The 25,941-nt window shown below is 64.5% G+C and carries 22 protein-coding genes, 1 pseudogene and 2 riboswitches; of the genes and pseudogenes, 14 read left to right on the top strand and 9 right to left on the bottom strand.

Features of this window, described 5'->3' with window-relative positions; all coding sequences use genetic code 11:
* The first annotated feature begins 117 nt into the window (after positions 1-117).
* Positions 118-1,977, top strand: coding sequence for a sigma-54-dependent Fis family transcriptional regulator (locus CXY74_RS14870; protein ID WP_104201118.1), 1,860 nt, complete (start codon positions 118-120; stop codon positions 1,975-1,977).
* Here the strand turns inward: CXY74_RS14870 and CXY74_RS14865 are convergent.
* A complete protein-coding gene (locus tag CXY74_RS14865) occupies positions 1,964-3,238 on the bottom strand; it encodes an MFS transporter (RefSeq protein WP_370446161.1) in 1,275 nt (424 codons plus the stop codon). The genes CXY74_RS14870 and CXY74_RS14865 overlap by 14 nt on opposite strands.
* Before the next feature lie 109 nt (positions 3,239-3,347).
* Between CXY74_RS14865 and CXY74_RS14860 the strand changes: the two genes are divergently transcribed.
* Positions 3,348-5,012, top strand: a complete 1,665-nt coding sequence (locus tag CXY74_RS14860; RefSeq protein WP_104201117.1) for an ABC-F family ATP-binding cassette domain-containing protein — start codon at positions 3,348-3,350, stop codon at positions 5,010-5,012.
* 84 nt (positions 5,013-5,096) lie between these two features.
* On the opposite strand, the gene CXY74_RS14855 is transcribed toward CXY74_RS14860, so the two are convergent.
* A complete protein-coding gene (locus CXY74_RS14855; RefSeq protein ID WP_104201116.1) occupies positions 5,097-5,477 on the bottom strand; it encodes a LysR family transcriptional regulator in 381 nt (126 codons plus the stop codon).
* 125 nt (positions 5,478-5,602) lie between these two features.
* Between CXY74_RS14855 and CXY74_RS14850 the strand changes: the two genes are divergently transcribed.
* The 5 genes from CXY74_RS14850 to gcvP all read left to right on the top strand — a co-directional run bounded on the left by CXY74_RS14850 (position 5,603) and on the right by gcvP (position 11,684).
* Positions 5,603-6,205, top strand: coding sequence for an LON peptidase substrate-binding domain-containing protein (locus CXY74_RS14850; RefSeq protein ID WP_104201115.1), 603 nt, complete (start codon positions 5,603-5,605; stop codon positions 6,203-6,205).
* A gap of 60 nt (positions 6,206-6,265) precedes the next feature.
* Positions 6,266-6,871, top strand: a complete 606-nt coding sequence (locus tag CXY74_RS14845; RefSeq protein ID WP_104201114.1) for a DNA-3-methyladenine glycosylase I — start codon at positions 6,266-6,268, stop codon at positions 6,869-6,871.
* A gap of 34 nt (positions 6,872-6,905) precedes the next feature.
* Positions 6,906-7,001: riboswitch (glycine riboswitch) on the top strand.
* Positions 7,002-7,116, top strand: a riboswitch (glycine riboswitch).
* Positions 7,117-7,185: 69 nt separating this feature from the next.
* Positions 7,186-8,334 carry a glycine cleavage system aminomethyltransferase GcvT gene (gene gcvT, locus CXY74_RS14840; RefSeq protein ID WP_104201113.1) on the top strand — a complete coding sequence of 383 codons (1,149 nt, stop codon included), beginning with the start codon at positions 7,186-7,188 and terminating at the stop codon, positions 8,332-8,334.
* Positions 8,335-8,387: 53 nt separating this feature from the next.
* Complete coding sequence (gene gcvH, locus CXY74_RS14835; protein ID WP_104201112.1) at positions 8,388-8,759, top strand: glycine cleavage system protein GcvH; 372 nt, start codon at positions 8,388-8,390, stop codon at positions 8,757-8,759.
* A gap of 27 nt (positions 8,760-8,786) precedes the next feature.
* Positions 8,787-11,684: an aminomethyl-transferring glycine dehydrogenase gene (gcvP, locus tag CXY74_RS14830; RefSeq protein ID WP_370446163.1), complete on the top strand. Its 2,898-nt coding sequence runs from the start codon at positions 8,787-8,789 to the stop codon at positions 11,682-11,684.
* Positions 11,685-11,687: 3 nt separating this feature from the next.
* Here gcvP and CXY74_RS14825 read toward each other — a convergent pair whose 3' ends face one another.
* The gene (locus tag CXY74_RS14825) at positions 11,688-12,479 is read right to left on the bottom strand and encodes a CPBP family intramembrane glutamic endopeptidase (protein ID WP_233193425.1); all 792 of its coding nucleotides are present in this window, start codon (positions 12,477-12,479) and stop codon (positions 11,688-11,690) included.
* A 487-nt stretch (positions 12,480-12,966) separates the two neighbouring features.
* Here CXY74_RS14825 and CXY74_RS14820 point away from each other — a divergent pair, with 487 nt between their 5' ends.
* The 3 genes from CXY74_RS14820 (at position 12,967) to CXY74_RS14810 (ending at position 17,478) form a co-directional block, all read left to right on the top strand.
* Positions 12,967-14,754, top strand: a complete 1,788-nt coding sequence (locus tag CXY74_RS14820) for an ABC transporter family substrate-binding protein (protein WP_104201109.1) — start codon at positions 12,967-12,969, stop codon at positions 14,752-14,754.
* 147 nt (positions 14,755-14,901) lie between these two features.
* Positions 14,902-16,434, top strand: coding sequence for an ABC transporter permease (locus CXY74_RS14815; protein ID WP_104201108.1), 1,533 nt, complete (start codon positions 14,902-14,904; stop codon positions 16,432-16,434).
* Positions 16,435-17,478 (top strand): ABC transporter permease, encoded by a 1,044-nt coding sequence (locus CXY74_RS14810; protein ID WP_104201107.1) that lies wholly within the window; start codon positions 16,435-16,437, stop codon positions 17,476-17,478. It begins immediately after the preceding gene.
* Between the two features lie 29 nt (positions 17,479-17,507).
* On the opposite strand, the gene CXY74_RS14805 is transcribed toward CXY74_RS14810, so the two are convergent.
* Positions 17,508-18,116 carry a PH domain-containing protein gene (locus tag CXY74_RS14805; RefSeq protein ID WP_146070159.1) on the bottom strand — a complete coding sequence of 203 codons (609 nt, stop codon included), beginning with the start codon at positions 18,114-18,116 and terminating at the stop codon, positions 17,508-17,510.
* A gap of 65 nt (positions 18,117-18,181) precedes the next feature.
* Between CXY74_RS14805 and CXY74_RS14800 the strand changes: the two genes are divergently transcribed.
* The 3 genes from CXY74_RS14800 to CXY74_RS14790 all read left to right on the top strand — a co-directional run bounded on the left by CXY74_RS14800 (position 18,182) and on the right by CXY74_RS14790 (position 22,584).
* On the top strand, positions 18,182-19,969 hold the full coding sequence (locus tag CXY74_RS14800; protein WP_104201105.1) for an ABC transporter ATP-binding protein: 1,788 nt from the start codon (positions 18,182-18,184) through the stop codon (positions 19,967-19,969).
* Between the two features lie 133 nt (positions 19,970-20,102).
* Entirely contained in the window at positions 20,103-22,013 is a 1,911-nt protein-coding gene (gene typA / locus CXY74_RS14795; protein ID WP_104201104.1) for a translational GTPase TypA, read from the top strand.
* Between the two features lie 106 nt (positions 22,014-22,119).
* Positions 22,120-22,584, top strand: a complete 465-nt coding sequence (locus CXY74_RS14790; RefSeq protein WP_146070158.1) for a hypothetical protein — start codon at positions 22,120-22,122, stop codon at positions 22,582-22,584.
* A 123-nt stretch (positions 22,585-22,707) separates the two neighbouring features.
* Here CXY74_RS14790 and CXY74_RS18255 read toward each other — a convergent pair.
* The 5 genes and pseudogenes from CXY74_RS18255 to efeU all read right to left on the bottom strand — a co-directional run.
* Positions 22,708-22,857, bottom strand: a pseudogene (locus tag CXY74_RS18255) (deferrochelatase/peroxidase EfeB); the annotation flags it as partial.
* Positions 22,821-23,021: a hypothetical protein gene (locus CXY74_RS18250; RefSeq protein ID WP_255409546.1), complete on the bottom strand. Its 201-nt coding sequence runs from the start codon at positions 23,019-23,021 to the stop codon at positions 22,821-22,823. The pseudogene CXY74_RS18255 and the gene CXY74_RS18250, both read right to left, overlap by 37 nt.
* Positions 23,018-23,380: an imelysin family protein gene (locus CXY74_RS18080; protein ID WP_370446162.1), complete on the bottom strand. Its 363-nt coding sequence runs from the start codon at positions 23,378-23,380 to the stop codon at positions 23,018-23,020. Before CXY74_RS18080 ends, CXY74_RS18250 begins: the two co-directional genes overlap by 4 nt.
* 12 nt (positions 23,381-23,392) lie before the next feature.
* Positions 23,393-23,860: a cupredoxin domain-containing protein gene (locus CXY74_RS18075; RefSeq protein WP_104201101.1), complete on the bottom strand. Its 468-nt coding sequence runs from the start codon at positions 23,858-23,860 to the stop codon at positions 23,393-23,395.
* Positions 23,861-23,888: 28 nt separating this feature from the next.
* Positions 23,889-24,758 carry an iron uptake transporter permease EfeU gene (efeU, locus tag CXY74_RS14770; RefSeq protein ID WP_104201100.1) on the bottom strand — a complete coding sequence of 290 codons (870 nt, stop codon included), beginning with the start codon at positions 24,756-24,758 and terminating at the stop codon, positions 23,889-23,891.
* 160 nt (positions 24,759-24,918) lie between these two features.
* Between efeU and CXY74_RS14765 the strand changes: the two genes are divergently transcribed.
* Positions 24,919-25,887, top strand: coding sequence for a PIG-L deacetylase family protein (locus tag CXY74_RS14765; protein ID WP_146070157.1), 969 nt, complete (start codon positions 24,919-24,921; stop codon positions 25,885-25,887).
* Positions 25,888-25,941 lie beyond the last annotated feature (54 nt).

Genomic DNA, 25,941 nt, shown 5'->3' with positions numbered 1-25,941 from the left:
CGCTCCCGTAAGAATGACCCCGCGTTCCCGCGGTGGCGTGTCCCACATTGGGACACCGTGCGGCTGGCGTTCCCCGGTCGCAGGGGGCATGCTTGCAGAGTCCACAAGGGAGTAGATATGCACAGAGTTGCCGAACGGCGAAGCAGGATTGCCGCCGCTCGCGCCGATTTTCTTCGCTTCGGCCACGCCGAAACCCAATCGGTTCCCGGATTAGTGGCGGCTTCCTGGCAGCGATCCTTTTTAGCCGGCGTCGATGCCGTGTCGTCGCAGGCGGTTTTTCACAGCGATCTGGATCTCACCGGTCGGCTGATGCGGTGCTCCGAACCGGTCATTGCCCGACTGAGCGACGAGATGGCCCAGATGCCGCTGTCGATCGTTCTGACCGACTACAAGGCGCGCATTCTCAGTCGCTCCGAAACCGACACGACGATCGGAACCCTGCTTGACGAGGTGTCGCTCGCGCCGGGCTTCAACTATGCCGAAACAAACGTGGGAACCAACGGCATCGGCACTGTACTCGAGTCGGGCCAGTCGCTGTATATCGTGGGACCCGAACATTTTTTGGAGCACCTGCAGCCCTTCGCGTGCGCAGGGAGCCCCATTCGTGACCCGCTCACCGGCCGGGTAGAGGGGGTGCTCGACATTAGCTGCCTGAGCGAGGATGCCAGCCCCCTCATGCATTCCCTGGTGCAGTCGGCCGCCCATGAAATAGAGCGCAACCTGCTCATCGACCGCAGCCAGCGGCAACAGGCTCTGTTTGACGCGTATGTGCGGGTGGATTCTCGCACCCGCGGCGCGGTCATGGCGATCGGCGGTACCGTCGTGATGGGCAACACTGTTGCGCAGAGCCAGTTCTCTCCCGATGAACAGTGGACCATCCACCAACACGCCCGCTACCTGATGATCTCACCGGGGCAGCCGGTCGATGAGATCGAACTGTCATCGGGCAAGATCGTGCAGATTCGGGGCAAGCGCGTCGTCGTCGGCTCCGACATCGTTGGTATCGTCGTGGTCGTCGAGATCAAGTCCGAACGGGCACGCCTCCCGGTCCGGGAGTCAGGTCTGACCCTGTCACAAGGGCGCGGGCGGCGGGTGCGTGAACCCGAGCGGAGCTCTGCAGCGGCAGCGGCCATCGTCCACGATGTGTCATCCCTGCTCGGCAAACGCGCCTCGAGCAGCCTGGTCACCGCGCTGACTGCTGGGGCGGCCCTGCTCGTGTGGGGGGAGGCCGGCGGCGGTAAGGTTTCGCTCCTCGCCGAACTCTATCGCCAGATCGTTCCGCTGGGTCGCAGTGTCGTGTTCGGCGCTGAAGCGCTCAACGAGAACGGTCTGCAATCCCTGTTGGAGAACGACCTGGTCAGCGTCGGGGTTCCGCCCACGCTGTACATTTTTCGCAATTTCGATCGGTTGAGTACGGCGGTCACCGAAGAAGTAGAGGCATTTCTCGTCGCCCGGGAGACTCGCGCCGACTCTGCCGGCATCGCCGTGACCGTGTCGCAACCCGATCTCCAGGCCGATCTCGCCGTCAATCGCGCGTATACGAGCCTGCTGCACCATTTTGAAACCTCCGTCACCGTGGCGCCCCTGCGGCATCGCATCGACGACCTGCCCGACATCGTCACCCAGGTCCTCGCCCGACGAGCCGGATTGCGCCCCGCCACCGTCAGCGCCGGCGCTATGCGGGTGATTTCCCGCTACCCCTGGCCGGGCAACATTCGGCAGCTCGAAGAAGCGCTCGATATCGCCCTGCTCACGCGCCCGGTTGGTGCCATCCAGGCGGAAGACCTGCCCGCCTACTGCCACGGCGTTGCGCCCCGGCTGCTGACGGCGCTGGAAGCAGGGGAGCGCGACCTCATTGTCGGCGCGCTGCACAAAGCCGAAGGCAACCGGATGCGCGCGGCGGAGTCCCTGGGAATCGCTCGGTCGTCGCTTTACCGCAAATTGAAAAGCTTCGGCATCACGGTCACCGACTCGTAGTCGCTATGCGCAGCCGACCGATGGACCAGAACACCACAATCGCAACCAGGGGCATGGCAGCGATGCCGAGCCCGGAGTAGCCGGCCAGCGCCAAAATCGCACCGGCGAGCGCGCCGCCGAGCGCGCCAGCCGCGTTCATGGCGAGGTCAGAGAACCCCTGCAACGACGCGCGCTCCTCGATCTGCACGGCTTCGGACACGAGCGCCGAACCGGCCACAACGGATGCCGACCAGCCCAGTCCCAGAAAGATCAGGCTGAGCGTCATCGTGCTTTGTGATCCGTCGCTGAGCGAGGCGACGGTGAGGGCGACGAGCAGCAGGGCCTGTCCTCCGAGAATGACCGGGACACGACCCACTCGGTCGGCGAGTGCGCCGAAGACAGGGGAGAGGGCGTACATTCCGGCCACGTGCAGGCTGATAGTCAGCCCAACGACGGTGAGGGTGGCGCCGTGGTCACGCAGGTGCACGGGAGCCATCGACATCAAGGCCACCATGGTGGCGTGGCTGAGCGCGATGACCATGACGGCGTACCGGGCCGCCACGTTGCCGCGCAGAATTGACAGACCGCCATTAGCCCGGCGGATGCCCGCGCTCGCCGTGCGCGTGGCCAGCGCGGTCAGTAGAGGGTCGGGGAGCAGCCCGAGCGCGTAGACGAAGGCGGCGGCGACCGTGGCAGCGAGGGAAAACGCGAAAGCGCCCGTCATCGCCGGCAGGCCGAGCGCTGCGCCGAGCACTTCGCCCGGCCCGAACAGGTTCGGGCCGAGTACGGCGCCGATCGTGGTCGACCAGACCACGATTGACAGGTCGCGGGCCCGAAAGCGCGGTGTGGCGAGGTCAGTGGCCGCGAAGCGCGCCTGAAGATTGGTGGCTGAGCCGGCACCGAGCAGCATGAGCGAGAGAAGCAGCAGGGCAAAGCTGTCGACCGACACCGAGGTGACGGCGAGTATCGCACCCGTGCCGGCGGCGAGCGAGCCGGTCGCGAGCGACACCCGGCGCCCGCGGGCCTGCGCCAGCCGAGCGAGGGGTATGGCCACGATCGCGGCGCCCAGGGTGCTCATAGTCGCGGCCATGCCCGACCAGGCACTCGACCCCGACAACTGAGCAGCGAGCAGCGCGCCGAGGGACAGGGTCGCGCCCATGCCGATCCCTCCGAGGATCTGCCCGGCGATGAGCACCCGCACCACGCGCTTCTGTAGCGCTGTGTGCAGCACCGGCGCCTGCGGCAAAGTCATCGGGTCGGAGCCGTAATTGTTGTCGTTCATCGTTTCGATTCCCCTGGTTATAGCCTCAGCAGGGCACTGCTGCACGGCCGAGGCTCACTCTACCGAGTAGCAGGTACGGGGACCGTGCGGTCAATGAGATTATGGAGTAATGACCGGAACACTCGTGGCCAGGGGCCTGGCCGGCGGCTACGCGCACCGCATCCTTTTTGAATCGCTCGATCTCACGGTCGCCCCCGGCGACGTCATCGGCGTGGTCGGTGCCAATGGGGCCGGCAAATCCACCCTCTTGAACCTGCTGTCCGGGCGTGGCGAGCCGCAGGCCGGCACTATCACCCTCAACCCGGCGGATGCCTTCGTCGGCGCGCTCCCGCAGGAACACGAACGAGTTATCGGCGAGACCATTACCGCTTACATCGCCCGGCGCACGGGCTGTGCTGCGGCGACACGTGAAATGGATGCCGCGGCATCCGCTCTCGGGGATACCCAGCCGCGTACCGACGGAACCGACCCGGCCGACACCTATTCGACCGCCCTCGAACGCTGGCTGGCCAGCGGGGCCGCCGACCTCGACGAACGGCTGCCCATCGTTCTCGCCGACCTCGGCCTCGCGCTCGGCACCACACTCACCGCCGACAGCATGATGACAGCGCTCTCCGGCGGCCAGGCCGCGCGCGTCGGGCTTGCCGCCCTGCTGCTGTCCCGCTTCGACATCGTGCTGCTCGATGAGCCGACCAACGACCTCGATCTCGACGGGCTGGAACGCCTCGAGGCTTTCGTCAAGGGCCTCCGCGGCGCAGTCGTGCTGGTCAGCCATGACCGCGAATTTTTGGCCCGCTGCGTCACCCGCGTGCTCGAACTTGATCTCGCCCAGGGCGCGAACCGGGTGTTCGGCGGCGGCTACGATTCGTACCTTGAGGAACGCGAAACAGCGCGTAGGCACAGCCGCGAGAACTACGACGAGTTCGCCGCCAAGAAGGCCGACCTCGTCGGCCGGGCCAGGACTCAGCGGGAATGGTCGAGCCAGGGGGTGCGCAACGCCATCAAGAAGGCGCCGGACAACGACAAGATCCGCCGCAAAGCCTCGGTCGAGTCGAGCGAGAAGCAGGCCCAAAAAGTACGCCAGATGGAGAGCCGCATTGCGCGCCTCGACGAGGTGGAGGAGCCCCGCAAGGAGTGGCAGCTCGAGTTCACCATTGGTTCAGCCCCGCGCTCGAGCGCCGTCGTGGCTACCCTGAACAATGCCGAGTTCCACCAGGGAGATTTCGTGCTCGGCCCCGTAACGTTGCAGGTCAACGGCGGTGAACGCATCGGCATCACCGGCCCGAATGGTGCCGGCAAGTCCACGCTGCTGCGTGCCCTGCTCGGCCGTCAGAAAGCGGATGCCGGCAGCGCCCACCTCGGAGCCAGCGTCTCGATTGGTGAAATCGACCAGGCTCGGGCCCATCTAGCCGGTGCCCGGCCTCTCGCGGTGAGCTTCGAGTCGCTCGTTCCCGAACTCTCGCCCGCCGAAGTGCGCACGTTGCTGGCCAAGTTCGGGCTCAAAGCCGACCACGTGAACCGGCCTGTTGACGAGTTATCGCCGGGAGAGCGCACGCGCGCCGGCCTCGCACTGCTGCAGGCGCGCGGCGTCAACCTGCTCGTTCTCGACGAGCCGACCAACCACCTCGACCTCGCCGCGATCGAACAGCTCGAGCAGGCGCTTGACAGCTATGAAGGAACACTGCTGCTCGTCACGCACGACCGGCGCATGCTCGACAACGTGCACACCGACCGGCACTGGCAGGTCGAGGCTGGGCAAGTCACCGAGCTCTGATTTCGGCCGATTCTCGCGTTTTACAGGCCACCGCGCGCTTGGCGTGGGGGCACCCTTCGCAGTCGTGTGCCAGGGACGCAAGGGCTACCGAGACTGGCGTTTCTTGCCGAGCTTGGGTTGGCCCTTCACCGCGGGTGCGCGGCCCCGGCCCTTGTTGGCCTTGGCCTTGCCGCCGCCCGATCCGCCGCCCGATCCGCCGCCCGAACCACCGGCTGCGCCGGGCTGGGAGCCGCGGCCGGCGGCGTGTGCGAGCTCGAGGCGCGCGTCGGCGAGAAAAGCGATCCCGATTTCGGTGAGCATCGTGCTCTCGGCGGAACGATCGAACAGTGCGTAGCCGAGTTCGGCCTCAACCTGCTTCACTGAGGCGCTGAGGGTGTCGCGCGAGACGCCGAGCGCCTGGGCGGCACGGGCGAAATCGGGAGCCTCGGCGGCGGCCACGAAGTGCCCAAGCAGGGTGATGTCCACGAACAGCCTTTCGTCGTTTGCGCTGGTGCGCGGTAGACCCTCTAGGCTACGCGTCGAATGCAGCCCATTCCAATCCGTCCCGCTAAGGGCTTGGCGCAATGCCGATGACGTGGTTCGCTGGGTGCATGACGACCCTGCCGATGTTTCCCCTGGGATCCGTGCTGTTTCCCTACATGCCGCTGCAACTGCGTGTGTTCGAGGAACGCTACCTCGTCATGCTGGCCCGGGTGCTCGATTCCGAGCCGGCCGAGTTCGGCATCGTGCTGATCGAACGCGGGCAGGAAGTCGGCGGCGGCGAACGTCGTTTCAGCATCGGCACCGTCGCCCGGGTCACCCAGCTCGAAGCACCAGAGGGCTACCTGGAGCTGGTCGTTCAGGGCGAGCGCAGAATCGAGGTGACCGAGTGGATGCCGGAGGACCCGCATCCGCTCGCCACCATTCGCGCGGTGCCCGACTTGACCTGGGACGATGCGCTGCAGCCGCGCCGGGAACAGGCCGAACAGATCGTGCGCCGCACCCTGTCGCTCGCGAGCGAGTTCTCCGACCAGGAGTGGTCGCCCGATGTGGCGCTCTCGCACGATCCGACCGCCGCTGCCTGGCAGCTCGCCGCGATCGCCCCGGTTGGACCGCTCGACCAGATCGCGCTCCTGCGCTCCGACACGATGTCGGCACTGCTGGACAACATCATCGAGCTGACCGAGGCTGCTGCCGAGTCTTTGTCCTGGTGAATGGCCCCACACGCGCTGCTTGGCGACGGCCGTCTGTGGGGCCGGTGTCTAATGGTTCGTATGGAACAATTACCAGCCCCCGGGGCGATCGTCGGCCCCGACGGGCTCGCCCGCCCCGCCTGGGCCTCGGTCGACCCGATGTTGCGCGATTACTACGACACGGAGTGGGGCGTGCCCGTGCGCGACGAGCACGGGCTGTACGAACGCATCAGCCTCGAGGCGTTTCAATCCGGGTTGTCCTGGGCGATCATTCTGCGCAAGCGCCCCGGGTTTCGAGCAGCATTCGCCGACTTCGACCCCGAGCGGGTCGCCGCCTTCGACGAAAATGACGTTACTCGGCTGCTGAACGACGAGAAAATCGTACGTAACCGCCTCAAGATTCACGCCACTATTACGAACGCGCGGGCCACGGTCGCCCTTCGCGAAAGCGGTGGCCTGGTGGATTTTGTCTGGTCGTTCCAACCCGATGCCACGCCAGCGCCGTTGACGCAGTCCGACGTGCCCACCCGCTCCGACGCATCCGCCGCACTCTCGAAAGCACTCAAGAAGGTCGGCTTCGTCTTCGTTGGACCGACCACGATGTTCGCTCTCATGGAAGCGATCGGCATCATCGATACCCACCTCGTCGACAGTCATCGGCGTGGCAGCAGCGGGGTGTGGGGCTAGGCTGGCACCAAGTCACAACTAAACATCGGGTCATATGGACGATGCGGGAGAGTTCGGCGCGAACGCGTGCGAACACCGAAGGAGCAATCCTCCCCGACAATCTCTCAGGTACTCGTACCGCATCGAACTGGCCACTCTGAAAAGTAGATTGAACGCGCTCTGCGCGTTTCACAATCTCGCCCACGGTGAAAGTCAGTGCGTCCGCGCTGGTGAAGCTCTCAGGCACGAGCGACAGAGGGGGAGTTCCCACGAGGCTCAACCGAGCCTCGCACACATGCGGCCGCGCCTGTTCGGCCCTGTCACCCGGAGAACTCATGACCTCGGCCGATTCCAGCACCCTCGCCAGCACCGAGCGGTTCTCGCCGCTGCACCAGGCACACGTCGACGCCGGTGCGAGCTTCACCGATTTCGCCGGCTGGCAGATGCCGGTGCGCTACTCGAGTGATCTCGCCGAGCACCACGCCGTGCGCACCGAAGCCGGCCTGTTCGACCTGTCTCATATGGCCGAGATTCTGGTCGAGGGCCCGGATGCCGCCGCCTACCTCGACTATGCGCTCGCCGGCAAACTCTCGGTCATCGAGCTGTGGCAGGCCAAGTACAGCCTGCTCCTCGCTGAGAACGGCGGCATCATCGACGACCTCGTCGTCTACCGCCTCGGCGACACCAGGTTTCTCATCGTCGCCAACGCCGGCAATCGGTTCGCCGCTTTCGATGCGCTGCGCGCCCGTGCCGACGGCTTCGCCGTGAGCGTCGTCGACCAGAGCGACGATTATGCCCTCATCGCCGTTCAGGGCCCCAACGCCCTCGCCATTCTTGACGCCACCGAGGGCGTCACCGACCTCGGCACCGACCTGCACTTCATGAAGTATTACCGCATCACGGATGCATCCTTCCTCGGTCAACCACTTCTGGTGGCCCGCACCGGCTACACCGGTGAAGACGGCTTCGAGCTCTACCTCGAGGCCGCGCGAGCCCGAGAGCTGTGGGATGCACTCATGAGCGCCGGCGCCGATAAAAAGCTCGTTCCGGCCGGTCTGGCCAGTCGCGACACCCTCCGGCTCGAAGCCGGCATGCCGCTCTACGGTCACGAGCTCACCCTGAACACCTTCCCGGCGCAGGCGGGCCTTGGCCGGGTGGTCAGCCTGGGCAAGGAGAACGACTTCGTCGGCCGCGGCGCGATTGAAAGAGGGCCGGAGGTGGGGGCATCCGTTTTGGTGGGTCTCATTGCCGCCGGCAAGCGTGCCGGGCGCGCCGACTACGAGATTTTCCGCAGCCTCGACGCCGAGACTTCCGACGGCGTCATCACGAGTGGCGCTCTCTCACCGACCCTCGGCTACCCGATCGCCATGGCCTACGTCACCCCCGACCTCGCCCGCCTCGGTACCGAGGTGTACGTCGACGTGCGTGGCACCCGCCTTCCCGCCACTGTTACCTCGCTTCCGTTCTATAAGCGCGTCAAATAGCCCCACCCTGTTGAAATAGCCCTGAATCCGTTCACCCTGCGAAAGGCAACACCATGACAGACACATCCCAACTGCACTACACCGCTGAGCATGAGTGGATTCTGGTCGACGGCAGCATCGCGACCGTCGGCATCACCGCCTATGCCGCCGAGAAGCTCGGCGACGTGGTGTTCGTTGAACTGCCCGAGGTGGGCAGCACGGTCGCCGGCGGCACGGTCATCGGCGAAATCGAGTCGACCAAGTCGGTCGGGGAACTGTTCGCACCGGTCAACGGCACCGTCACCGCCACCAACGATGCCGTGGTCGAGAGCCCCGAACTGGTCAATAGCGATCCGTTCGGCGCAGGTTGGCTGATCAAGGTTGAGTTCGACACGCTGCCCACCCTGCTCAGCCCGGCCGAATACTCGGCCCTCATCGGCGAGTAGCTCATGGAAACGCAGGTTCGGCAGCAGATGCCCTCGGCCTTCACCCAGCGCCACATCGGAACGGATGCAGACGCCCAGTCCCACATGCTCGCCACGCTCGGCTATGACTCGGTGGACGACCTCGTCTCCGCAGCCATGCCCGCGTCGATTCACGCAGATCTGTTTCGGCAGGACGCCGGTAGCGCCCTCCCACCCGCCGCGACCGAGAACGAGGCCGTCGCCGAACTGCGCGCCCTGGCCGATCGCAATACGGTCAAACGCTCCATGATCGGTCTCGGCTATTACGACACGTTCACGCCCGCCGTGATCAAGCGCAACGTGTTCGAGAACCCCAGCTGGTACACCGCCTACACGCCGTACCAGCCCGAGATCTCGCAGGGCCGGCTCGAAGCCCTGATCAACTTTCAGACCATGATTGCTGACCTCACCGGTCTGGCCACCGCCAACGCGTCGATGCTTGACGAATCGACGGCGGTCGTCGAGGGCATGCTGCTCGCCCTGCGCGCCTCCAAATCCACCTCACGCCGCTTCATCGTCGACACGGATGCTTTTCCCCAGACCCACGCGCTGCTCGCCAACCGTGCCGCCGCCCTCGGTATCGAACTCGCCCAGGTCCCGCTCAGCGAGCAGACCACGGCGGAGGACCTCGGCGATTATTTCGGAGTCTTCGTGCAGTACCCGTCGGCATCCGGGCGCATCTGGAACCCGCAAGCGGTCATCGATCTTGCGCACGAAAGCAAAGCGCTCGCCGTGGTGGCCGCCGACCTGCTGGCGCTCACGCTGCTCAAGTCGCCCGGCGACCTCGGCGCCGATGTCGCCGTCGGCACCAGCCAGCGCTTCGGCGTTCCGATGGGGTTCGGCGGACCGCATGCCGGCTACATGGCCGTGCGCAAGGGGCTCGAACGCCAGCTGCCCGGCCGCTTGGTCGGCGTCAGCGTCGATGCCACCGGACACCCCGCCTACCGCCTCGCCCTGCAGGTGCGCGAACAGCACATCCGCCGCGACAAGGCCACCTCGAACATCTGCACCGCCCAGGTGCTGCTCGCCGTCATGGCCGGAATGTACGCGGTGTACCACGGGCCACAGGGTCTCACCGCGATCGCCGAGCAGGTGCACGAGCGAGCTGGCGCCCTCGTCGCCGCCTTGCGTGCCATCGACGTCGACGTGCAAAGCGACACGTACTTTGATACCGTCAGGGTCTTCGTCCCGAGCGCGGCCGAGGTCGTTGCGAAGGCGGCGGCGAGCGGCTACAACCTGTATCAGGTCGACGAGACCACCATCAGTGTGTCGGTCGATGAGACCACAACGCTTGCTGATCTGTCTTATGTCGTCGGCGCGTTCGGTGGCCGCGATGCGTTCGGCCACGTCGATTTCGACGCCGTGCAGCGCGGGCTGCCGAGCGAGTTGGGTCGCGAGAGCGAATTCCTCACCCACCCGGTGTTCAACACGCACTCTTCCGAGACCAGCATGATGCGCTACCTCAAGCGCCTCGCCGACTACGACTATGCGCTTGACCGGGGCATGATCCCGCTCGGCTCCTGCACCATGAAGCTCAACGCGGCGAGCGAAATGGAGGCCGTCAGCTGGCCCGAATTCGCCGGGATCCACCCTTTCGCCCCCAGAGCGGATGTCGAGGGTTACCTGCACCTCGTGCGGCAGCTCGAAACGTGGCTCGCCGATGTCACCGGGTACGACTCCGTGTCGTTGCAGCCGAACGCCGGCAGCCAGGGCGAACTCGCCGGCCTGCTCGCCATCCGCGGGTACCACCAGTTCAACGGGCAGATCGACCGCACGGTCTGCCTGATCCCGTCGAGCGCGCACGGCACCAACGCGGCATCCGCTGTGCTCGCGGGCATGCGCGTTGTTGTCGTGGCCTGCGACGAGCTCGGTAACGTCGACCTCGCCGACCTGCACGCCAAGATCGCCGAGCATGCCGACAGCCTTGCCGCCCTCATGATCACCTATCCCTCTACGCACGGCGTCTACGAGCACGAGGTCGCCACCATCTGTTCGGCCGTGCACGCGGCCGGCGGCCAGGTCTACGTCGACGGTGCCAACCTCAACGCGCTGCTCGGGTTCGCCCGCTACGGCGATTTCGGCGGCGACGTCTCACACCTGAACCTGCACAAGACCTTCTGCATCCCGCACGGGGGCGGCGGACCGGGCGTCGGCCCGGTCGCGGCCAAGGCGCACCTCGCGTCGTTCCTCCCGGGGCATCCACTTGCCCAGAGCGACGAGCACTACCTGCTGGGCAGCGGGGGAGCCAGCACCACCGCCGTGCATGCCGGCGGGCCGGTCTCGGCGGCGCCCTATGGCAGCCCGAGCATCCTGCCCATCTCGTGGGCGTATGTGCGCATGATGGGCATCGACGGCCTCAAGCAGGCCACCGGCGCAGCCGTGCTCGCCGCCAACTACGTCGCGAAACGCCTCGAAGACAGCTACCCGTTGCTCTACTCGGGCGACAGCGGCCTGGTCGCGCACGAGTGCATCCTCGACCTGCGACCGCTCACCGCGGCCACCGGTGTGACCGTCGACGACGTGGCTAAACGCCTCGTCGACTACGGCTTCCACTCGCCAACCATGAGCTTTCCGGTAGCCGGAACGCTCATGGTTGAACCCACCGAGAGCGAAGACCTCGGCGAAATCGACCGTTTCATCGACGCCATGATCGCGATCAAGGCCGAAGCGGATGCCGTAGCCGCCGGCCGCTGGCCCGCCGACGACAACCCGTTGCATAACGCGCCGCACACCGCGCAATCGGTGATCGAGGGGGAGTGGGAGCACCCGTACGACCGGGCCACCGCGGTGTATCCACTCGCGAGCCTGGTGCGGGGCAAGTACTGGCCGCCGGTGCGGCGCATCGACAACGCCTACGGTGACCGCAACCTGGTCTGCGCCTGCCCGCCGCCCGAGGCGTTCGAGTAGAAGTCAGCCGGCCGGGGCGAGCAGCCCCGGCCACCAGGCCAGCGCGAGGGGGTAGCCGACGAACGAGAGAATGTCGAGCAGCCAGTGGGTCACCACGAGCGGCATGGTGCGCCCCCATCGGGTGTAGCACCACCCGAACACGACGCCCATGGCGACGTTGCCGAAGAACGGCCCGATCCCCTGGTACAGGTGGTAGCTGCCGCGTAGTGTGGCCGAGCTTAAAATGATGATCCAGGGTGACCAGCCGAGTTCACGCAGTCGCGTGAACAGGTAGCCGACCACGATGATTTCCTCGACCAGCGCGGCCTTCAGCGCGGCGAAGACCAGAATAGGTATGGTCCACCAGAAAGTGTCGAGCGGCGAGGGCACCACGGCCACGGTGAACCCCAACGCGCGCCCGGCCAGGTACAGTGCGAGGCCCGGAACACCGATGACCAGCAGCAGTCCGAACCCACCGAGCACGTCCTTGCTCGGTCGGGTCAGGTCGAAGCCGAGCCGGGTGAACGGGTTCTGCCCGGGCCGCCAGAGCAGAAACATCACCAGGGCCACCGCTCCGAGCCCGAACGCGATGCCCAGAAACTGGTATGTGAAGTCGAGCCACTCGCGCGGCGACTGCGAGCCGTTCAACGTCGCCGATTGGTCGGAGAGGGGGGTCGTGTCGCTCAGCCGGGCCACGATCGACACGATCGAGTACACCGCCGACGCCCCGAGCGACAACGCGAGAACAATGCCGATCTCCCAATAGTTCCGAGAACGGTCGAGCCGGGAACTGGGCAATAGGGATGCTTGCGGCATGGCCCTATCCTGCCACCCCGACATCCCAGGTACCGGCTTCACGATCACAGGAGCTGTGCCTCCCCGTCGGGGCCACCTCGCGTTCGACAACCTGCAGGAGCTCTACACGCAGGCGCTTTTCGCCGCCATCCCCGGGGGCGATTTCGAGTTCGGTCGCTAATCGCTTGATCTGTCCCAGACAGGCCTGACCGGCAATTCCGGTCAGGCCTGTCTGGCGTTCACTGCCACTTTGGACCGCGAACAGCGCGGCGGGCCTGCGGCGATTTCCGCGGTTCGGTCAGTAAAAACGGGTCCAATTCCAGGCACGGGCGGACCAGACGCAATTTTTGTGCAGAATGCCCGACTTGAACGAAAAAGAATGGACCTATTTCATAACAGTTCGGCAATTTGATTGGCAAGCTGGAGATTTCTCTCTATGGTCGAATCAAACCACGATCGACTCGCGGCCCCTCGCCGGTGTCGACGATCACTTCGCCCAGGAGGAATCTTGTCCATCAGAGGAAAACTGTTCAGGAAGAGCCTCAGCGGGGTCGCCGTTCTCGGCGTCGCTGCCCTTACCTTGACCGCATGCACCACAGCCGGCAGCACCGCCCCGAATACAGATGCCGCGGCCAGCGGCGGCACGGTCACGGTCGCGGTGGTCAACGACTTCACGTCGTTCAATAACCAGACGCCGCAGTCCAATCTCGACACCAACGGCCAGGTCGGTTACCTCATGGGTAGCTACGGTTCGGCCTTCTCCTACATTGATAAAGACTTCAAGATCGTGCGTGAAAAAAAGTTCGGCACCTTTGAGAAAACCAGTGACGACCCGCAGACCGTCACCTACACGCTGAATCCCGAGAACAAGTGGTCCGATGGCGAGCCCGTCACAGCCGATGACATGGTGCTTTCCTGGGCAACCCAGGCCGGCTATTACAACAGTTCCACTACCGATGAGGCCACGGGTGAGGTAACCACCGGTACGACCTACTTCGAGATTGCGGCGAGCACTGCCGGCCTCGACACGACAGCTTTTCCCACGGTCAGCGATGACAACCTGTCGATGACGTTGGTCTACGGCACCCCCTATGTGGATTGGGAGCTGGTCAACCCGATCGGCCAGCCCGCACACATCGTTGCCAAGAAGGCCGGGCTTGGCTCTGCCGCTGATCTGACCGCCTTGCTCGAGGGGCTGCCAAAAGGCGACCCGGCCAACCCGGCCGCTCCCGACCCCACGCTCAAAGCTGCTGCGGACTTCGTAAACACCGGCTACGACGTGACCGCCTTCCCAACCGACCCCGACCTACTGGTTTCCAGTGGTCCGATGGTGCCGACCGGCTGGACCCCCGGCCAGTCGTTCACGATGGAGCGCAACAAGTACTACGTCGGTGGCATGATTCCCAAAATCGACAAGATTGTGCTGCGCGTCATCCCCGACGCGAACGCGCAGGTCACCGCGCTGCAGAACGGTGAAGTGGACATCATCAACCCGCAGGCATCCGCTGACACACTGACCGCACTGGAGAACACCGGCGCTGACGTGCTCACCGGCGACCAGGTGTCGTACGACCACCTTGACCTCAACTTCGGAGCCCCGGTCTTCGCCGACCTCAGTGTTCGCCAAGCGTTCCTGAAGACCATTCCGCGGCAGCAGATCCTTGACTCCATCGTGACCCCGGTCAACCCGGACGCCAAGGTTCTGAACTCGCAAATCTGGGTTCCGGCCAACGAACCGTACGCGGACTCGGTTGCGAACAACGGATCCAGCGACTACGCAGAGGTCGACATCGAAGGCGCCAAGAAGCTCCTCGCCGGAGCAACACCAACGATCAGCATCCTCTACAACACCAAGAACCCAAACCGCGTCGATGAGTTCCAGGCCATTCAGGAATCGGCTACCAAAGCCGGTTTCAACATTGTGGACAAGGGCTCACCCGACTGGGCGTCCCTTTTGGCCGGTGGCGACTATGACGCGTCGATCTTTGGTTGGATCAGCCCGGGTGTCGGCTCTGCCGGCATTTCGCAGATCTTCTCAACCGACGGCGGTGGAAACTACAGTCGTTACACGGGAACCAATGCTGATGCCATCGCGACCCAGACCACTCTGGATCCCGATGAACTCGTCAAGATCGAGAAGCGTATGGACAAGCAGATGTTTACGGATGCCTACGGCCTGCCGATGTTCCAACTGCCCGGTGTGTTCGGTGTCGCCAAGCGCGTGAATGGTGTGGAGTATATGGGCAACCAAACCGGTCCGTTCTGGAACTTCTGGGAGTGGTCCGTCAGTAAGTAGCACGACCGAGATATACAGCTCGATCGCGCAGTTGGGCTCCTGGGCATGCCCGGGAGCCCAACTCGTGAGTCTGGCGGCATCCGTTCTTTTGTTCTTTCGCCTAATTCAGAAGTGCGAACCAACCCCCTACAGCGAGGTAGCCCACACATGGTGACCTTCATCCTGAGACGTGTTCTCGTTTCCGTGCTCATTCTGGTCGCTGCATCATTTCTGATGTATGTCATGGTGGGCTATTCGGCCGACCCGCTTCAAGACCTCCGAAGCAGCAATTCGCCCAATAAGCAGCAACTGATCAACGCCCGCGTCTCGCTGCTCGACCTTGACGTTCCGCCGCCCTTGCGCTGGGTACTCTGGATCGGAGGTGTGGCGAAATGCGCGATTCCGTTCGCCAACGCTTGCGACCTGGGCTCGACTATCTCGAATGCTCGGGTGGTCGACATCCTGCCCAATGCCCTTGCCGCGACGGTGCAGCTCGTCACCTTCGCGCTTGTGCTGGCCATTCTGCTCGGCGTGACGATCGGCATCATTACCGCCCTCCGCCAGTACAGCGGCCTGGACAACACGGTCACCTTCGTCAGTTTCTTTCTGTACTCGCTGCCGGCCTTCCTTGTCGCCGTACTGCTCAAAGAATTCGTCGCCATCGGTTTCAACGACTTTCTGCGAGACCCCGTGATCGGTGGCATAGCATTGCTGGTCATCGGCCTCATTGTCGGGGCCATCTGGCAGTCGCTCCTCGGTGGTGACGGGCGGCGCAGACTGGTCGTCTTCCTCGTGTCGGGGCTTGCGACATCGGGTGTTTTGCTGCTGATGAGTGCGACGGGCTGGTTCATGCGCCCGGGCCTCGGCGCGATCCCGATCATTCTGCTGGTCGCTGCGATCGCCCTCGGCTCGGCCACCCTGCTGGCCGGCCTGCGCAACCGTCGGGCACTCGTCACGGCGGGTATCAACGCGGTGATCGCCATTGCGGCGTACTTCACCCTGCAGCCGCTGTTCGACGTGTCGAGCGCGGGAACGCTGTTCATTCTCGCCCTCGCCACCATCGCGGTCGGGCTGGTCAGCGGCTTTCTGGCGGGGGGCTACGACCGGGGCCAGAACATGCGGGTCGGTCTTGTCACTGCCCTGTTTTCCGGCGCTGTCGTTCTGCTGGACCGCTTCATGCAGTCCTGGGGCGACCTGCTGTCCGCTACGAACGGGCGACCGATCGCGACGGTGGGATCGAAGACACCGGGGCTGTCCGGCGACGTGTGGCTTTCGGGCCTCGATGCCTTCGTGCACCTGACCCTGCCGACAATCGCGCTGCTGCTCATCTCCTTCGCCGGGTACACCCGATACTCCCGCGCGGGCATGCTCGAAGTTCTCAGTCTGGACTTCATCAGGACGGCTCGCGCAAAGGGACTACCCGAACGCACCGTGATCATGCGCCACGCCTTTCGCAACATGCTTATTCCCTTGACAACCCTCGTCGCTTTCGACGTCGGCGCCTTGCTCGGTGGCGCGATCATCACCGAATTTGTCTTCGCTATCCCCGGCATGGGCAGTCTGTTCAATGCGGGTCTCTTTCGCGGTGACGTCAATCCGGTCATGGGGTACTTCCTGATCGTGGCCGCGATGGCCATCACCTTCAACTTTCTGGCCGATATGGCCTATGCCGGGCTCGACCCGAGAGTGAGGATTCGCTAAATGTCCACACCGATTGGTTCGGGGCAGACCCCGCCCACCGAAATTCCGGCCGACGAACTCGCCGCCGCCAGCGCTATCCCCGAGAGCCAGGGGCGTTTGATTTGGCGACGGTTCATCGGCAATAAGGTCGCCGTTGCTTCGATCATCGTCATTGCGTTCATCATCATTTTTTCCTTCTCCGCCATCGGTGTCGGCGCCATTCCCGGCTGGTGGAAATACGACTTCAAATCGCTTAATCCGCAGGTGAATCAGGGTGACCCGACCCTGTCGCTCCTGCCCCAATTCCTCGGCGGCAACGGAATCTCGTTGGGCGAACATCCGTTTGGCCAGGACCGAATCGGCAAGGACTATTTCGCCATGACCATGCGGGGAATTCAGAACTCCGCGCTCGTCATGGTGGTTCTCGGCCTGATCGCCACCGTGGTCGGAGTGGTGGTCGGGGCGGTAGCCGGCTACTACCGCGGCATGGTCGATGCCGTATTGATGCGCGTCACGGACGTCTTCATCGTGATTCCTGCCCTCGTCATCGGCTCCGTCGTCGGCCACTGGTTCGGCAGCCTGGGCGCCCCGGTGTTGGCCGTCATGTTGGGGTTCTTCTCTTGGATGGGCATCGCCCGGCTGGTGCGCAGCGAGTTCCTGTCGCTACGCGAACGCGAGTTTGTCGAGGCCGCCCGAGTCGCCGGGGCCTCGGACGCGCGCATCATCTTCAAGCACATCCTGCCTAACGCCATGGGAGTGGTCATCGTATCGGCCACGCTCATCATGGCGTCCGCCATTTTGCTCGAGACAGCGCTGAGTTTTCTCGGCTACGGTATCCGCTCGCCCGACGTGTCGCTCGGCCTGCTGATCAGCTCCAACCAGTCGGCGTTCCAAACCCGACCGTGGCTGTTCTGGTGGCCCGGCGCCTTCATCGTGTCACTGGCGTTACTCGTTAACTTTGTCGGCGACGGCCTCCGCGATGCCTTCGACCCGCGCCACCGCCGGTTCAAGCTCAGTAAAATGCGCGAAACCCGGCCCGAACCGGAACTGGAGGGCCACTCATGACGCCGGTCATGTGCACGCCGGTACTGCGCTCAGGCCAGAAGAAGAGCCACCACGGATGCCGCAGCACCGGCCACAAGTACGCTGGCACGGCCCCACGCCCACACCACCGACACGGGCGTCTGCGCCGCGAGGCCTCCGTCGAGCCGACCGCTGCGCTGCAGGGCGTTCCAGCGAGAGCGCACCAGGTGCGCCGCCTCGCCGGAATCACTATCCGGCAGGTCGCCGGGTCGGGGTTGCCCGATCAGGAAGGGCACCGGGTCGGTGCTCTTGCGGCGTCCGGCGCTGGTCAGGCTGCGGCCGGGCGCTGGGGCGCAGTACACCGCGAACTTACGACCTGGCGTGTAGAGGGTGAGGGCGAACTTAGTGTCCACGTGCACGAGCGCCGCCCACGGAACGACGATGGTGCGCAGCGGATTGCGAATGGTGACGGCATCATCGCTCACTCGCAGGTCGGGCCGCCAGAGCACTTCCCAGACGAACAGCATCACGAACAGGGCCGGGATGACCAGCCAACGGTTCGACGCTGTCGGGAGCAAAAACAGACTCAGCGCGCTGAGCGCGGCGACCGCGCAGAAGACCGCGGCGATGATGCGATTAAACCGCGAGTAGAAAACATTCGGGACGGCAGCGACGGGCATGCAGCCATGCTGCCAGATTTTGGCGGCAACCACCGAAGCAGCAGCATTGACGAAAGCAGGACTTCATGACCGACCAGGTGACGACCACATTCTCCGGCCCGGTGCTGCAGGTCACTGATCTCACAGTGCATTTCGGCGTCGACAACGTTTGGGTGCCGGCCGCGCTCAACCTGAACTATTCGATCGAGCGGGGCAAGGTGCTCGCCATCGTCGGAGAGTCCGGCTCGGGTAAGAGCGCCAGCTCGATGGCCATCCTCGACCTGCTCCCCGAGAACAGCCGCATTTCCGGCAGCGTCAAGCTCAACGGCCGGGAGCTCATGGGGCTGAAGCCCGCCCAGATGCATAAGGTGCGCGGTGGCCAGATCGCCATGATTTTTCAGGAGCCGATGACGGCACTCAACCCGGTCTACACGATCGGGTTCCAGATCATCGAGACTCTGCGCGCCCACTTCGGCATGTCACCCTCACAGGCCAAGGCGCGCGCCCTGGAGCTGCTCGACCTGGTCGAGCTGCCCGATCCACTCAAAGCCTTCGACTCCTATCCGCACCAGCTGAGCGGTGGACAACGCCAGCGCGCCATGATCGCCCAGTCCATCTCCTGCGACCCGCAGCTCCTCATCGCCGACGAACCGACGACGGCCCTTGACGTGACGGTGCAGGCCGAGATCCTCGACCTACTGCGTAGCCTGCGCGACCGACTCGACAGCGCCATCCTGCTGATCACGCACGACATGGGTGTCGTTGCCGACCTCGCCGATGACATCGCCGTGATGCGGCGGGGGGTCATCGTCGAACGCGGCACGGTCGATCAGATCTTCAACGAACCCACCCACCCGTACACCATCGCCCTGCTCCAAGCCGTTCCGCACCTCGGCCAGCGCGGTGACCAAGCGATCGACATGACGGCCGCGCTCGCCATCGGCACCGACATCGTGGTGGACGCCGTGCTCGCCGCTCGCATCGAGGTCAACGAGCGTCTGGCAAATGAGGCCGCCGTTACAGCCCGGCGTGATAGCCGCGACGTGGTCGTGAAGTTTGACGACGTCGTCATCGAATACCCCAAGCACGGTCGCGTCGCGGCGTTCCGTGCCGTCGACAAGGTCAACCTGTTCGTGCGCCAAGGAGAGGTTCTCGGACTCGTGGGGGAATCGGGCTCCGGTAAAACCACCCTCGGCCGCGCGGCCATCGGTCTACTGCCGATAACAGAGGGAACGCTGCACGTTGCCGGTCAGGATATCTCGAAGGCCAGCCGTGACGAGATCCATCGACTGCATAAAAGCGTCGGCATCGTCTTTCAAGACCCCTCCTCCTCGCTCAACCCGCGGATGCCCATCGGCGACAGCATCGGGGAACCCCTCAAACTCGGAAAGGGTTTGAAGGGCGCGGCACTAAGCGCCGAGGTGGAGCGGCTGCTCGATAGCGTTGAGCTGCCTCGGTCCTATCGCAGCCGCTTTCCGCACGAACTCTCCGGTGGGCAGAAGCAACGTGTCGGCATTGCCCGTGCGCTCTCGCTTGAACCGAAAGTGCTCATCGCCGATGAGCCCACCAGCGCGCTGGACGTATCGGTGCAGGCCCGCGTACTGCTGCTGATCCAGGCGCTGCAGCAGCAGATGAATTTCGCCTGCCTGTTCATCACCCACGATCTTGCCGTCATCGACGTGCTCGCCGATCGCATCGCGGTCATGCACCACGGCCGCATCGTGGAAACCGGCACGCGGGATGAGATCCTGCGCTACCCGAAAGACCCCTATACCCAGCGCCTGCTCGCGGCCGTTCCGATCCCCGATCCGACCGAACAACGTGCCCGCCGCGAGTTGCGCCGTGAGTTGCTGGCCGCCGGCAACGATGTTTAGCCGTGGGCGCCCCACGAGGCGAAGATAAACCATACGGTAGGATAGTACGTTGGGTCATACTATGACCCTTGGTATCCATTCTTCGTCGCGCGCGAGACTCTGCGGCACTCATTCTTCGTAAGGATCTATTTTTATGGCGATTGCTACACGCAATAACCTCCGAAATGTTGCAATCGTTGCTCACGTTGACCACGGTAAGACGACGCTGGTCGACGCGATGCTCAAGCAGACCGACTCTTTCGCCGACCATTCTCACGTTGAAGAGCGCGCGATGGACTCGAACGAGCTCGAGCGCGAAAAGGGCATCACGATTCTCGCCAAGAACACGGCGGTTTCGTACAAGGGCATCCACGCCGCGGACGGTCCCATCACGATCAACGTGATCGACACCCCGGGCCACGCCGACTTTGGTGGCGAGGTTGAGCGCGGACTGTCCATGGTCGACGGCGTCGTGCTCCTCGTCGATGCTTCAGAGGGCCCACTGCCGCAGACCCGTTTCGTACTCCGTAAGGCGCTCGAAGCCAAGCTTCCCGTCATCCTGCTGGTCAACAAGACCGACCGTCCCGACGCGCGCATCGACGAGGTCGTGGCCGAGAGCCAGGACCTCCTCATCGGTCTCGCGAGCGACATGGCCGACGACTTTCCCGACCTCGACCTCGATGCCGTCCTCGACGTACCCGTCGTCTACGCATCGGGCCGTAACGGTGCCGCCAGCTGGAACAAGCCCGAAGACGGCACCCTGCCGGACAACGACGACCTCGAGCCCTTGTTCGACGCCATCCTCAAGCACATCCCGGCACCGACCTACGATGACACGCACCCGCTCCAGGCGCACGTCACCAACCTCGACGCCTCGCCGTTCCTCGGCCGTCTCGCGCTGCTGCGCATCTTCCAGGGCACCATCAAGAAGGGCCAGACCGTGGCCTGGGTGCAGCAGGACGGCACCGTCAGCAATGTGAAGATCACCGAGCTGCTGATCACCAAGGCGCTCGACCGCTACCCGACCGAGAGCGCCGGCCCCGGCGACATCGTGGCCGTGGCCGGTATCGAGAACATCACCATTGGTGAGACCCTCGCCGACCCCGACGACGTGCGCCCCCTGCCGACCATCACGGTTGACGACCCGGCCATCTCGATGACCATCGGTACCAACACCTCGCCGCTCATGGGCAAGGTCAAGGGCCACAAGCTCACTGCCCGCATGGTCAAGGACCGCCTCGATCGCGAGCTCGTCGGTAACGTCTCGCTCAAGGTCGTCGACATCGGACGCCCCGACGCCTGGGAGGTGCAGGGTCGTGGAGAACTGGCCCTCGCCATCCTCGTCGAGCAGATGCGTCGTGAGGGCTTCGAGCTCACCGTCGGCAAGCCGCAGGTCGTTGTGCGTCGCATCGACGGCAAGGTTCACGAGCCCTACGAGCACCTCACCATTGACGCGCCCGAAGAATACCTCGGCGCCATCACGCAGCTGCTCGCCGCCCGCAAGGGTCGCATGGAGAACATGGCCAATCACGGTACCGGCTGGGTGCGCATGGAATTCATCGTTCCGTCGCGCGGCCTGATCGGCTTCCGCACGCAGTTCCTCACCGACACGCGCGGTACCGGTATCGCCAACGCCATCCTGCACGGCTACGAGCCCTGGGCCGGAACGATCAGCACCCGTACCAACGGGTCGATCGTCGCCGACCGTTCCGGTGCGGTCACCCCGTTCGCGATCATCAACCTGCAGGAGCGCATGTCGTTCTTCGTGCAGCCGACCTCCGAGGTCTACGAGGGCATGGTCATCGGCGAGAACTCGCGCGCCGACGACATGGACGTGAACATCACCAAGGAAAAGAAGCTGACCAACATGCGTCAGTCCAGCTCCGACACGTTCGAGTCGATGACGCCGCCCAAGCAGCTCTCGCTCGAGCAGTGCCTCGAATTCGCTCGTGAAGACGAGTGTGTCGAGGTCACCCCGGCCGCCGTACGTATTCGTAAGGTAGAGCTCACGGCAGCCGCTCGCTCGCGCCAGGTCTCACGCGTGAAGAAGCAGGACGCTAACTAGTCAGTTTCGCCCGCGAGAGCGTGAAGAGTGCCGCTTTGACCAGGTCAAAGCGGCACTTTGTGCATCCTCGCGGTATATACATTCGCATCACGTGAAAGGTTTTTTCATGACAACCAGCAGACCAACTCGACGAGTTGTTCTCGCTCTCGTAGTCGCCGCAGCTGGATTGCCGCTCTTGGCGGGCTGCTCCGTGGGCGAGTCCGTGCGCGACAGCGTCAACGGTGCCGTCAACGGCGCCGTTCAGGACGCGACGGGCGGTGACGTCAGCCTCGGCGGGCAACTTCCCGCCGACTGGCCGACCGAAATTCCTGTGCTCGACGGAGAGGTTCTCTTCGCGACCGGTGGCCAGGGCGAGAGTGGGGTCGGTGGCTGGGTCGTGACCGTCAATGCCACGTCGACGACTCCCCTGAACGACGCGCGGGACCAGCTGTTGGCGGCCGGCTTCACCGAAGTGGTGGCCGGAGTCGACGCCGAGGTGGTTACAATGGCGAACACGACGTACGGCGTCGTCGTCGCTGGCAATTCCGATGGCGTTCTCTACACCGTCACTCCGGTGCCGGCGTTCGGTTAGGCGAACAGGGCTGCGCCGACGTAACTCTCGTCGGAGATGCCTCCCGGAACGGCGAAGGGGGGGGGCGCTGCCGACCTGCCGAATGTACTCGTTGAGCGCGTCGTGCTTGGACAGGTTCAGCTGCACAGAAGCGTTTTGGGCTGGCGACCGCTGGAAGCTGATGAAGAACAACCCGGCTTCCAGTCGCCCCAACTCATCGCTGCCATCGACGAAATTGTAGCCGCGACGCAGTAATTTTATGCCGTTGTTCTGGGCTGGATGCGCCAGTCGCACGGGTGTAGCAGCGCCGATGAGTGGCTGGTCTGCACGGCTGGCCGGGGTGAAGTCGGGTTCGGTGAACTCGGTGCGGCCGGAGAGCGGTGCCCTGACCCATTGGTGCGCCCGAACACGGCCTCCTGCTGGCTGAGGATCGAGCGCTCCCAAGTCTCGATGGTCATGCGGATGTGCCGCGCTGCCAGGGAGGAGTCGCCAGCCAGGCCGGGGCGTCGGACGCCGACACCCAGACCTGGTCGGTGGCGACCTCGTCGAGCAGGCCGCTGGCAGCATTGGTCTGCTGCGACAGGGTGAAACTCACGCCCTGCACCTTCGTGTGCAGGGTGGCGGTGTCGATGATGAGTTGCTGCGTGTGGGCTGCGCGCTTCTCGGCGCTGAACGGCTCGAAACTGGTATCAGCTTCGGCTGGCAAGAGGTCCTTTTCGATCGCGTGCCAGGCGGTCCAGTCCTGGCCCTTTTCGAGATCGGGCTCGCGTAGGTCGAGCTTGGGGTCAAGGTCTCCGAACGGTGCGGTGCCCGTGATGAACTGGTCGGTCTACTGAGAGACGTATGAGGCGTAGTCGGAGTTGGCGGTGTCGATCTGGGCGGCACGGTCGACGCTGACGGTGGCGGCGGCATCCGTTTTTGTGGCGGTGAATTCGGCCTTGCCGACGCTGTCGCCGCCCATCCCCGGCTTACAAGAGGTGAAGTAGCTGCCGGCGTCGAGCTGCACGACGAGGTCGCGACTGAGCCCGGGGCCGATGTTCTCGGCCTCGCCGACGATGCGCAGGCCGTCGTCGGCGAGCAGGTAGAACTCGGTCACCTGGTCACCGGAATTGGTGACCGAGAAGCGAATGCTGCCAGCCGGCGCCTCATTGGCTGACACCGCACAATTCGTCGCGCTGCTGTCTACGGCGAGGGCCGTGTGCGAGGCGGCCGGGTTGTTTGCGACGCAGCCGCTGAGCAGAGCGACACCGAGGACACCGACGCCGAGCAGGCGGGCATAACGAAAGACACGAGGCATGAGAATCCTTTGGCAGAGAAACGAGAAGTCAGTGTGCGGCAACCGGAACCGGCCCCGGCGTCTGGGGTGCGGTCTGAACCGTGCGGGTGTTCGTGCGACCGAGGCGGCTTTTTTTGATGAAGAGGCTCAGTGTCGGCACGGTGTAGGCCAGCCAGGCGAACATCTCCAGCCAGGTGGTGGCGGGGGAGAAGTTCAGGGTGCCCTTGAGCAGCGTGCCATACCAGCTGTCCGGCGGCACGGCGGCGCTCACGTTGAAGGCCAGGGCATGCAGGCCGGGCAGGAATCCGGCTTCCTGCAGGTCGTGCACGCCGTAGGAGAGTACGCCTGCAGCGACGATGATGAGAATCGCGCCGGTATAGGTGAAGAACTTAGACAGGTTGATCTTGAGCATGCCCGCGTAGATCAGTGCGCCGAGGCCGATCGCCGTCGCGATGCCGAGCGCCGCGCCGAGCAGCGGCATGGTCGTTGCTCCGGTGGCCTGCACGGCGGCCCAGAGGAACAGGGCGGTTTCGATACCTTCACGACCGACCGCGAGAAAGGCGACGAGAACAAGGCCGAGGCCGGTGCCGACAAGGTGCTTGTCGATGTTGCCCTGCAGGTGCCCCTTGAGGTCGCGTGCGGTGCGCAGCATCCAGAACACCATCCAGGTCACCAGGCCGGTCGCGACGATCGACAGCACGCCCCCGATGGTCTCCTGTGCGGTGAACGAGAGCCCATAGGTGCCATAGGTGAGCAGGGCGCCGATGCCGAGGGCGAGGAGCACGGCCAAGCTCACGCCGATCCAGATGCGCGGCAGCACGTCACGACGGTTGATTTTCACGATGTAGGCGATGAGGATCGTCACGATCAGCGCGGCCTCAAGGCCTTCGCGCAGGCCGATCAGGTAGTTTGCGAACACAGGGTCCCTCGAATAGTTCGGGCAAGTTTCGGGTTACAGCTTTGGTAAGGCTATCCTTACCGAATCGACTCTAGTTGGTACGGCGCGAGCGTGTCTAGTTATAATTTGACTCGGACACGGGTGTTACCCAGCAAGATGAATAGCCAGCAAAACAGAAACGGTGCGTACGCCCATGGTCATGTCCGGCAGCGGCGAGCGAATCCTGTTCGTGCATGCCCGGCCCGGCGACGAATCCGCACTTACCGGCGGCACGATTGCCCGGTTGCGTGCCGATGGGTCCCGGGTGGTTGTGCTCTACGCCGGTGCTCGCATCGAAGCAGACAACGCGATCTTTGCGGCGTTGGCCGAGCTGGGGGCGCGCAGCTGGCACCGCTTGCCCCAGGTTTCCGCGCTCGAATTCGTCTCGACATTTCGAGAGGCCATTGACGCACTCGGGGCAACCGCAGTGGTCGTCGGCGCCGTCGATGACGGTCTGCGTGTGGGAGCGACGACCGCCGCGCACGAGGCCGGCCTGCCCGTGTTTCTGGCCTGCACGGTGCGGCAGGCAGCCGGCCAGCGTCTCATCGCCATCGACGTCGGCGCTCACCTCGACCAGAAACTGCGCGCACTCTCGCACTTCCCTGCGCGCTGGACGCTGACCGAGCACACCCGCGTCCTGGCGGACGGGGCCATCGATGTCATCACCGACACCGAAACGTTCCTGAGAGCGGATGCCCCGCGCACAGCGCTGCCCGTGCCCACCCGACGGCCCGCCCGCCCGACCATGGCGAACCGTTCGCTGGGCGGTCTCGGCGGACTGCTTCTGGGTATCCTCTTCGGTGTGCTGGGAACCATCGCTCACCAGGCCACCCTGACGCTGTTCGGGGTGGCGCTGCCGATTGGCCTGACAATCGCGTTCGTCGGCATCGGAGCGCTGCTGCTCGGGCTGCGCCTTGTCGTGGGGGACAGGTTCGTGGTCGGCCTCGCTGCGACGGGATTACTCCTGACCATTTTTGTGCTGTCGCTACGCGGTTCCGGAGGGTCGGTGCTTGTACCGGCTGGCCTGCCCGGGACCCTGTGGACTGTTGTTCCGGCGCTGATCGCGGCTTTCGTGCTGGCCTGGCCGAAACTGCCGCCGCGCCGACGCTAGCCAGCGCCGCGTAATACGAAAAGTGGCCTGACCGAGGGGGCGTACAATCAAGTG

Origin of the sequence: Cryobacterium sp. Y29, from assembly GCF_002929825.1 — a bacterium.
Lineage (GTDB): Bacteria > Actinomycetota > Actinomycetes > Actinomycetales > Microbacteriaceae > Cryobacterium.
The sequence above is the reverse complement of the archived record's forward strand: the minus strand, read 5'-3'. Positions and strand labels throughout refer to the sequence as shown.

What these genes read in the sequence shown, in the direction of transcription:
- CXY74_RS14870 (WP_104201118.1), top strand. Translation starts at nt 118, where the DNA reads ATGCACAGAGTTGCCGAACGGCGAAGCAGGATTGCCGCCGCTCGCGCC.
- CXY74_RS14865 (WP_370446161.1), bottom strand. Translation starts at nt 3,238, where the DNA reads ATGAACGACAACAATTACGGCTCCGACCCGATGACTTTGCCGCAGGCG.
- CXY74_RS14860 (WP_104201117.1), top strand. Translation starts at nt 3,348, where the DNA reads ATGACCGGAACACTCGTGGCCAGGGGCCTGGCCGGCGGCTACGCGCAC.
- CXY74_RS14850 (WP_104201115.1), top strand. Translation starts at nt 5,603, where the DNA reads ATGACGACCCTGCCGATGTTTCCCCTGGGATCCGTGCTGTTTCCCTAC.
- CXY74_RS14845 (WP_104201114.1), top strand. Translation starts at nt 6,266, where the DNA reads ATGGAACAATTACCAGCCCCCGGGGCGATCGTCGGCCCCGACGGGCTC.
- gcvT (WP_104201113.1), top strand. Translation starts at nt 7,186, where the DNA reads ATGACCTCGGCCGATTCCAGCACCCTCGCCAGCACCGAGCGGTTCTCG.
- gcvH (WP_104201112.1), top strand. Translation starts at nt 8,388, where the DNA reads ATGACAGACACATCCCAACTGCACTACACCGCTGAGCATGAGTGGATT.
- gcvP (WP_370446163.1), top strand. Translation starts at nt 8,787, where the DNA reads ATGCCCTCGGCCTTCACCCAGCGCCACATCGGAACGGATGCAGACGCC.
- CXY74_RS14825 (WP_233193425.1), bottom strand. Translation starts at nt 12,479, where the DNA reads ATGCCGCAAGCATCCCTATTGCCCAGTTCCCGGCTCGACCGTTCTCGG.
- CXY74_RS14815 (WP_104201108.1), top strand. Translation starts at nt 14,902, where the DNA reads ATGGTGACCTTCATCCTGAGACGTGTTCTCGTTTCCGTGCTCATTCTG.
- CXY74_RS14810 (WP_104201107.1), top strand. Translation starts at nt 16,435, where the DNA reads ATGTCCACACCGATTGGTTCGGGGCAGACCCCGCCCACCGAAATTCCG.
- CXY74_RS14805 (WP_146070159.1), bottom strand. Translation starts at nt 18,116, where the DNA reads ATGCCCGTCGCTGCCGTCCCGAATGTTTTCTACTCGCGGTTTAATCGC.
- CXY74_RS14800 (WP_104201105.1), top strand. Translation starts at nt 18,182, where the DNA reads ATGACCGACCAGGTGACGACCACATTCTCCGGCCCGGTGCTGCAGGTC.
- typA (WP_104201104.1), top strand. Translation starts at nt 20,103, where the DNA reads ATGGCGATTGCTACACGCAATAACCTCCGAAATGTTGCAATCGTTGCT.
- CXY74_RS14790 (WP_146070158.1), top strand. Translation starts at nt 22,120, where the DNA reads ATGACAACCAGCAGACCAACTCGACGAGTTGTTCTCGCTCTCGTAGTC.
- CXY74_RS18250 (WP_255409546.1), bottom strand. Translation starts at nt 23,021, where the DNA reads ATGACCATCGAGACTTGGGAGCGCTCGATCCTCAGCCAGCAGGAGGCC.
- CXY74_RS18075 (WP_104201101.1), bottom strand. Translation starts at nt 23,860, where the DNA reads ATGCCTCGTGTCTTTCGTTATGCCCGCCTGCTCGGCGTCGGTGTCCTC.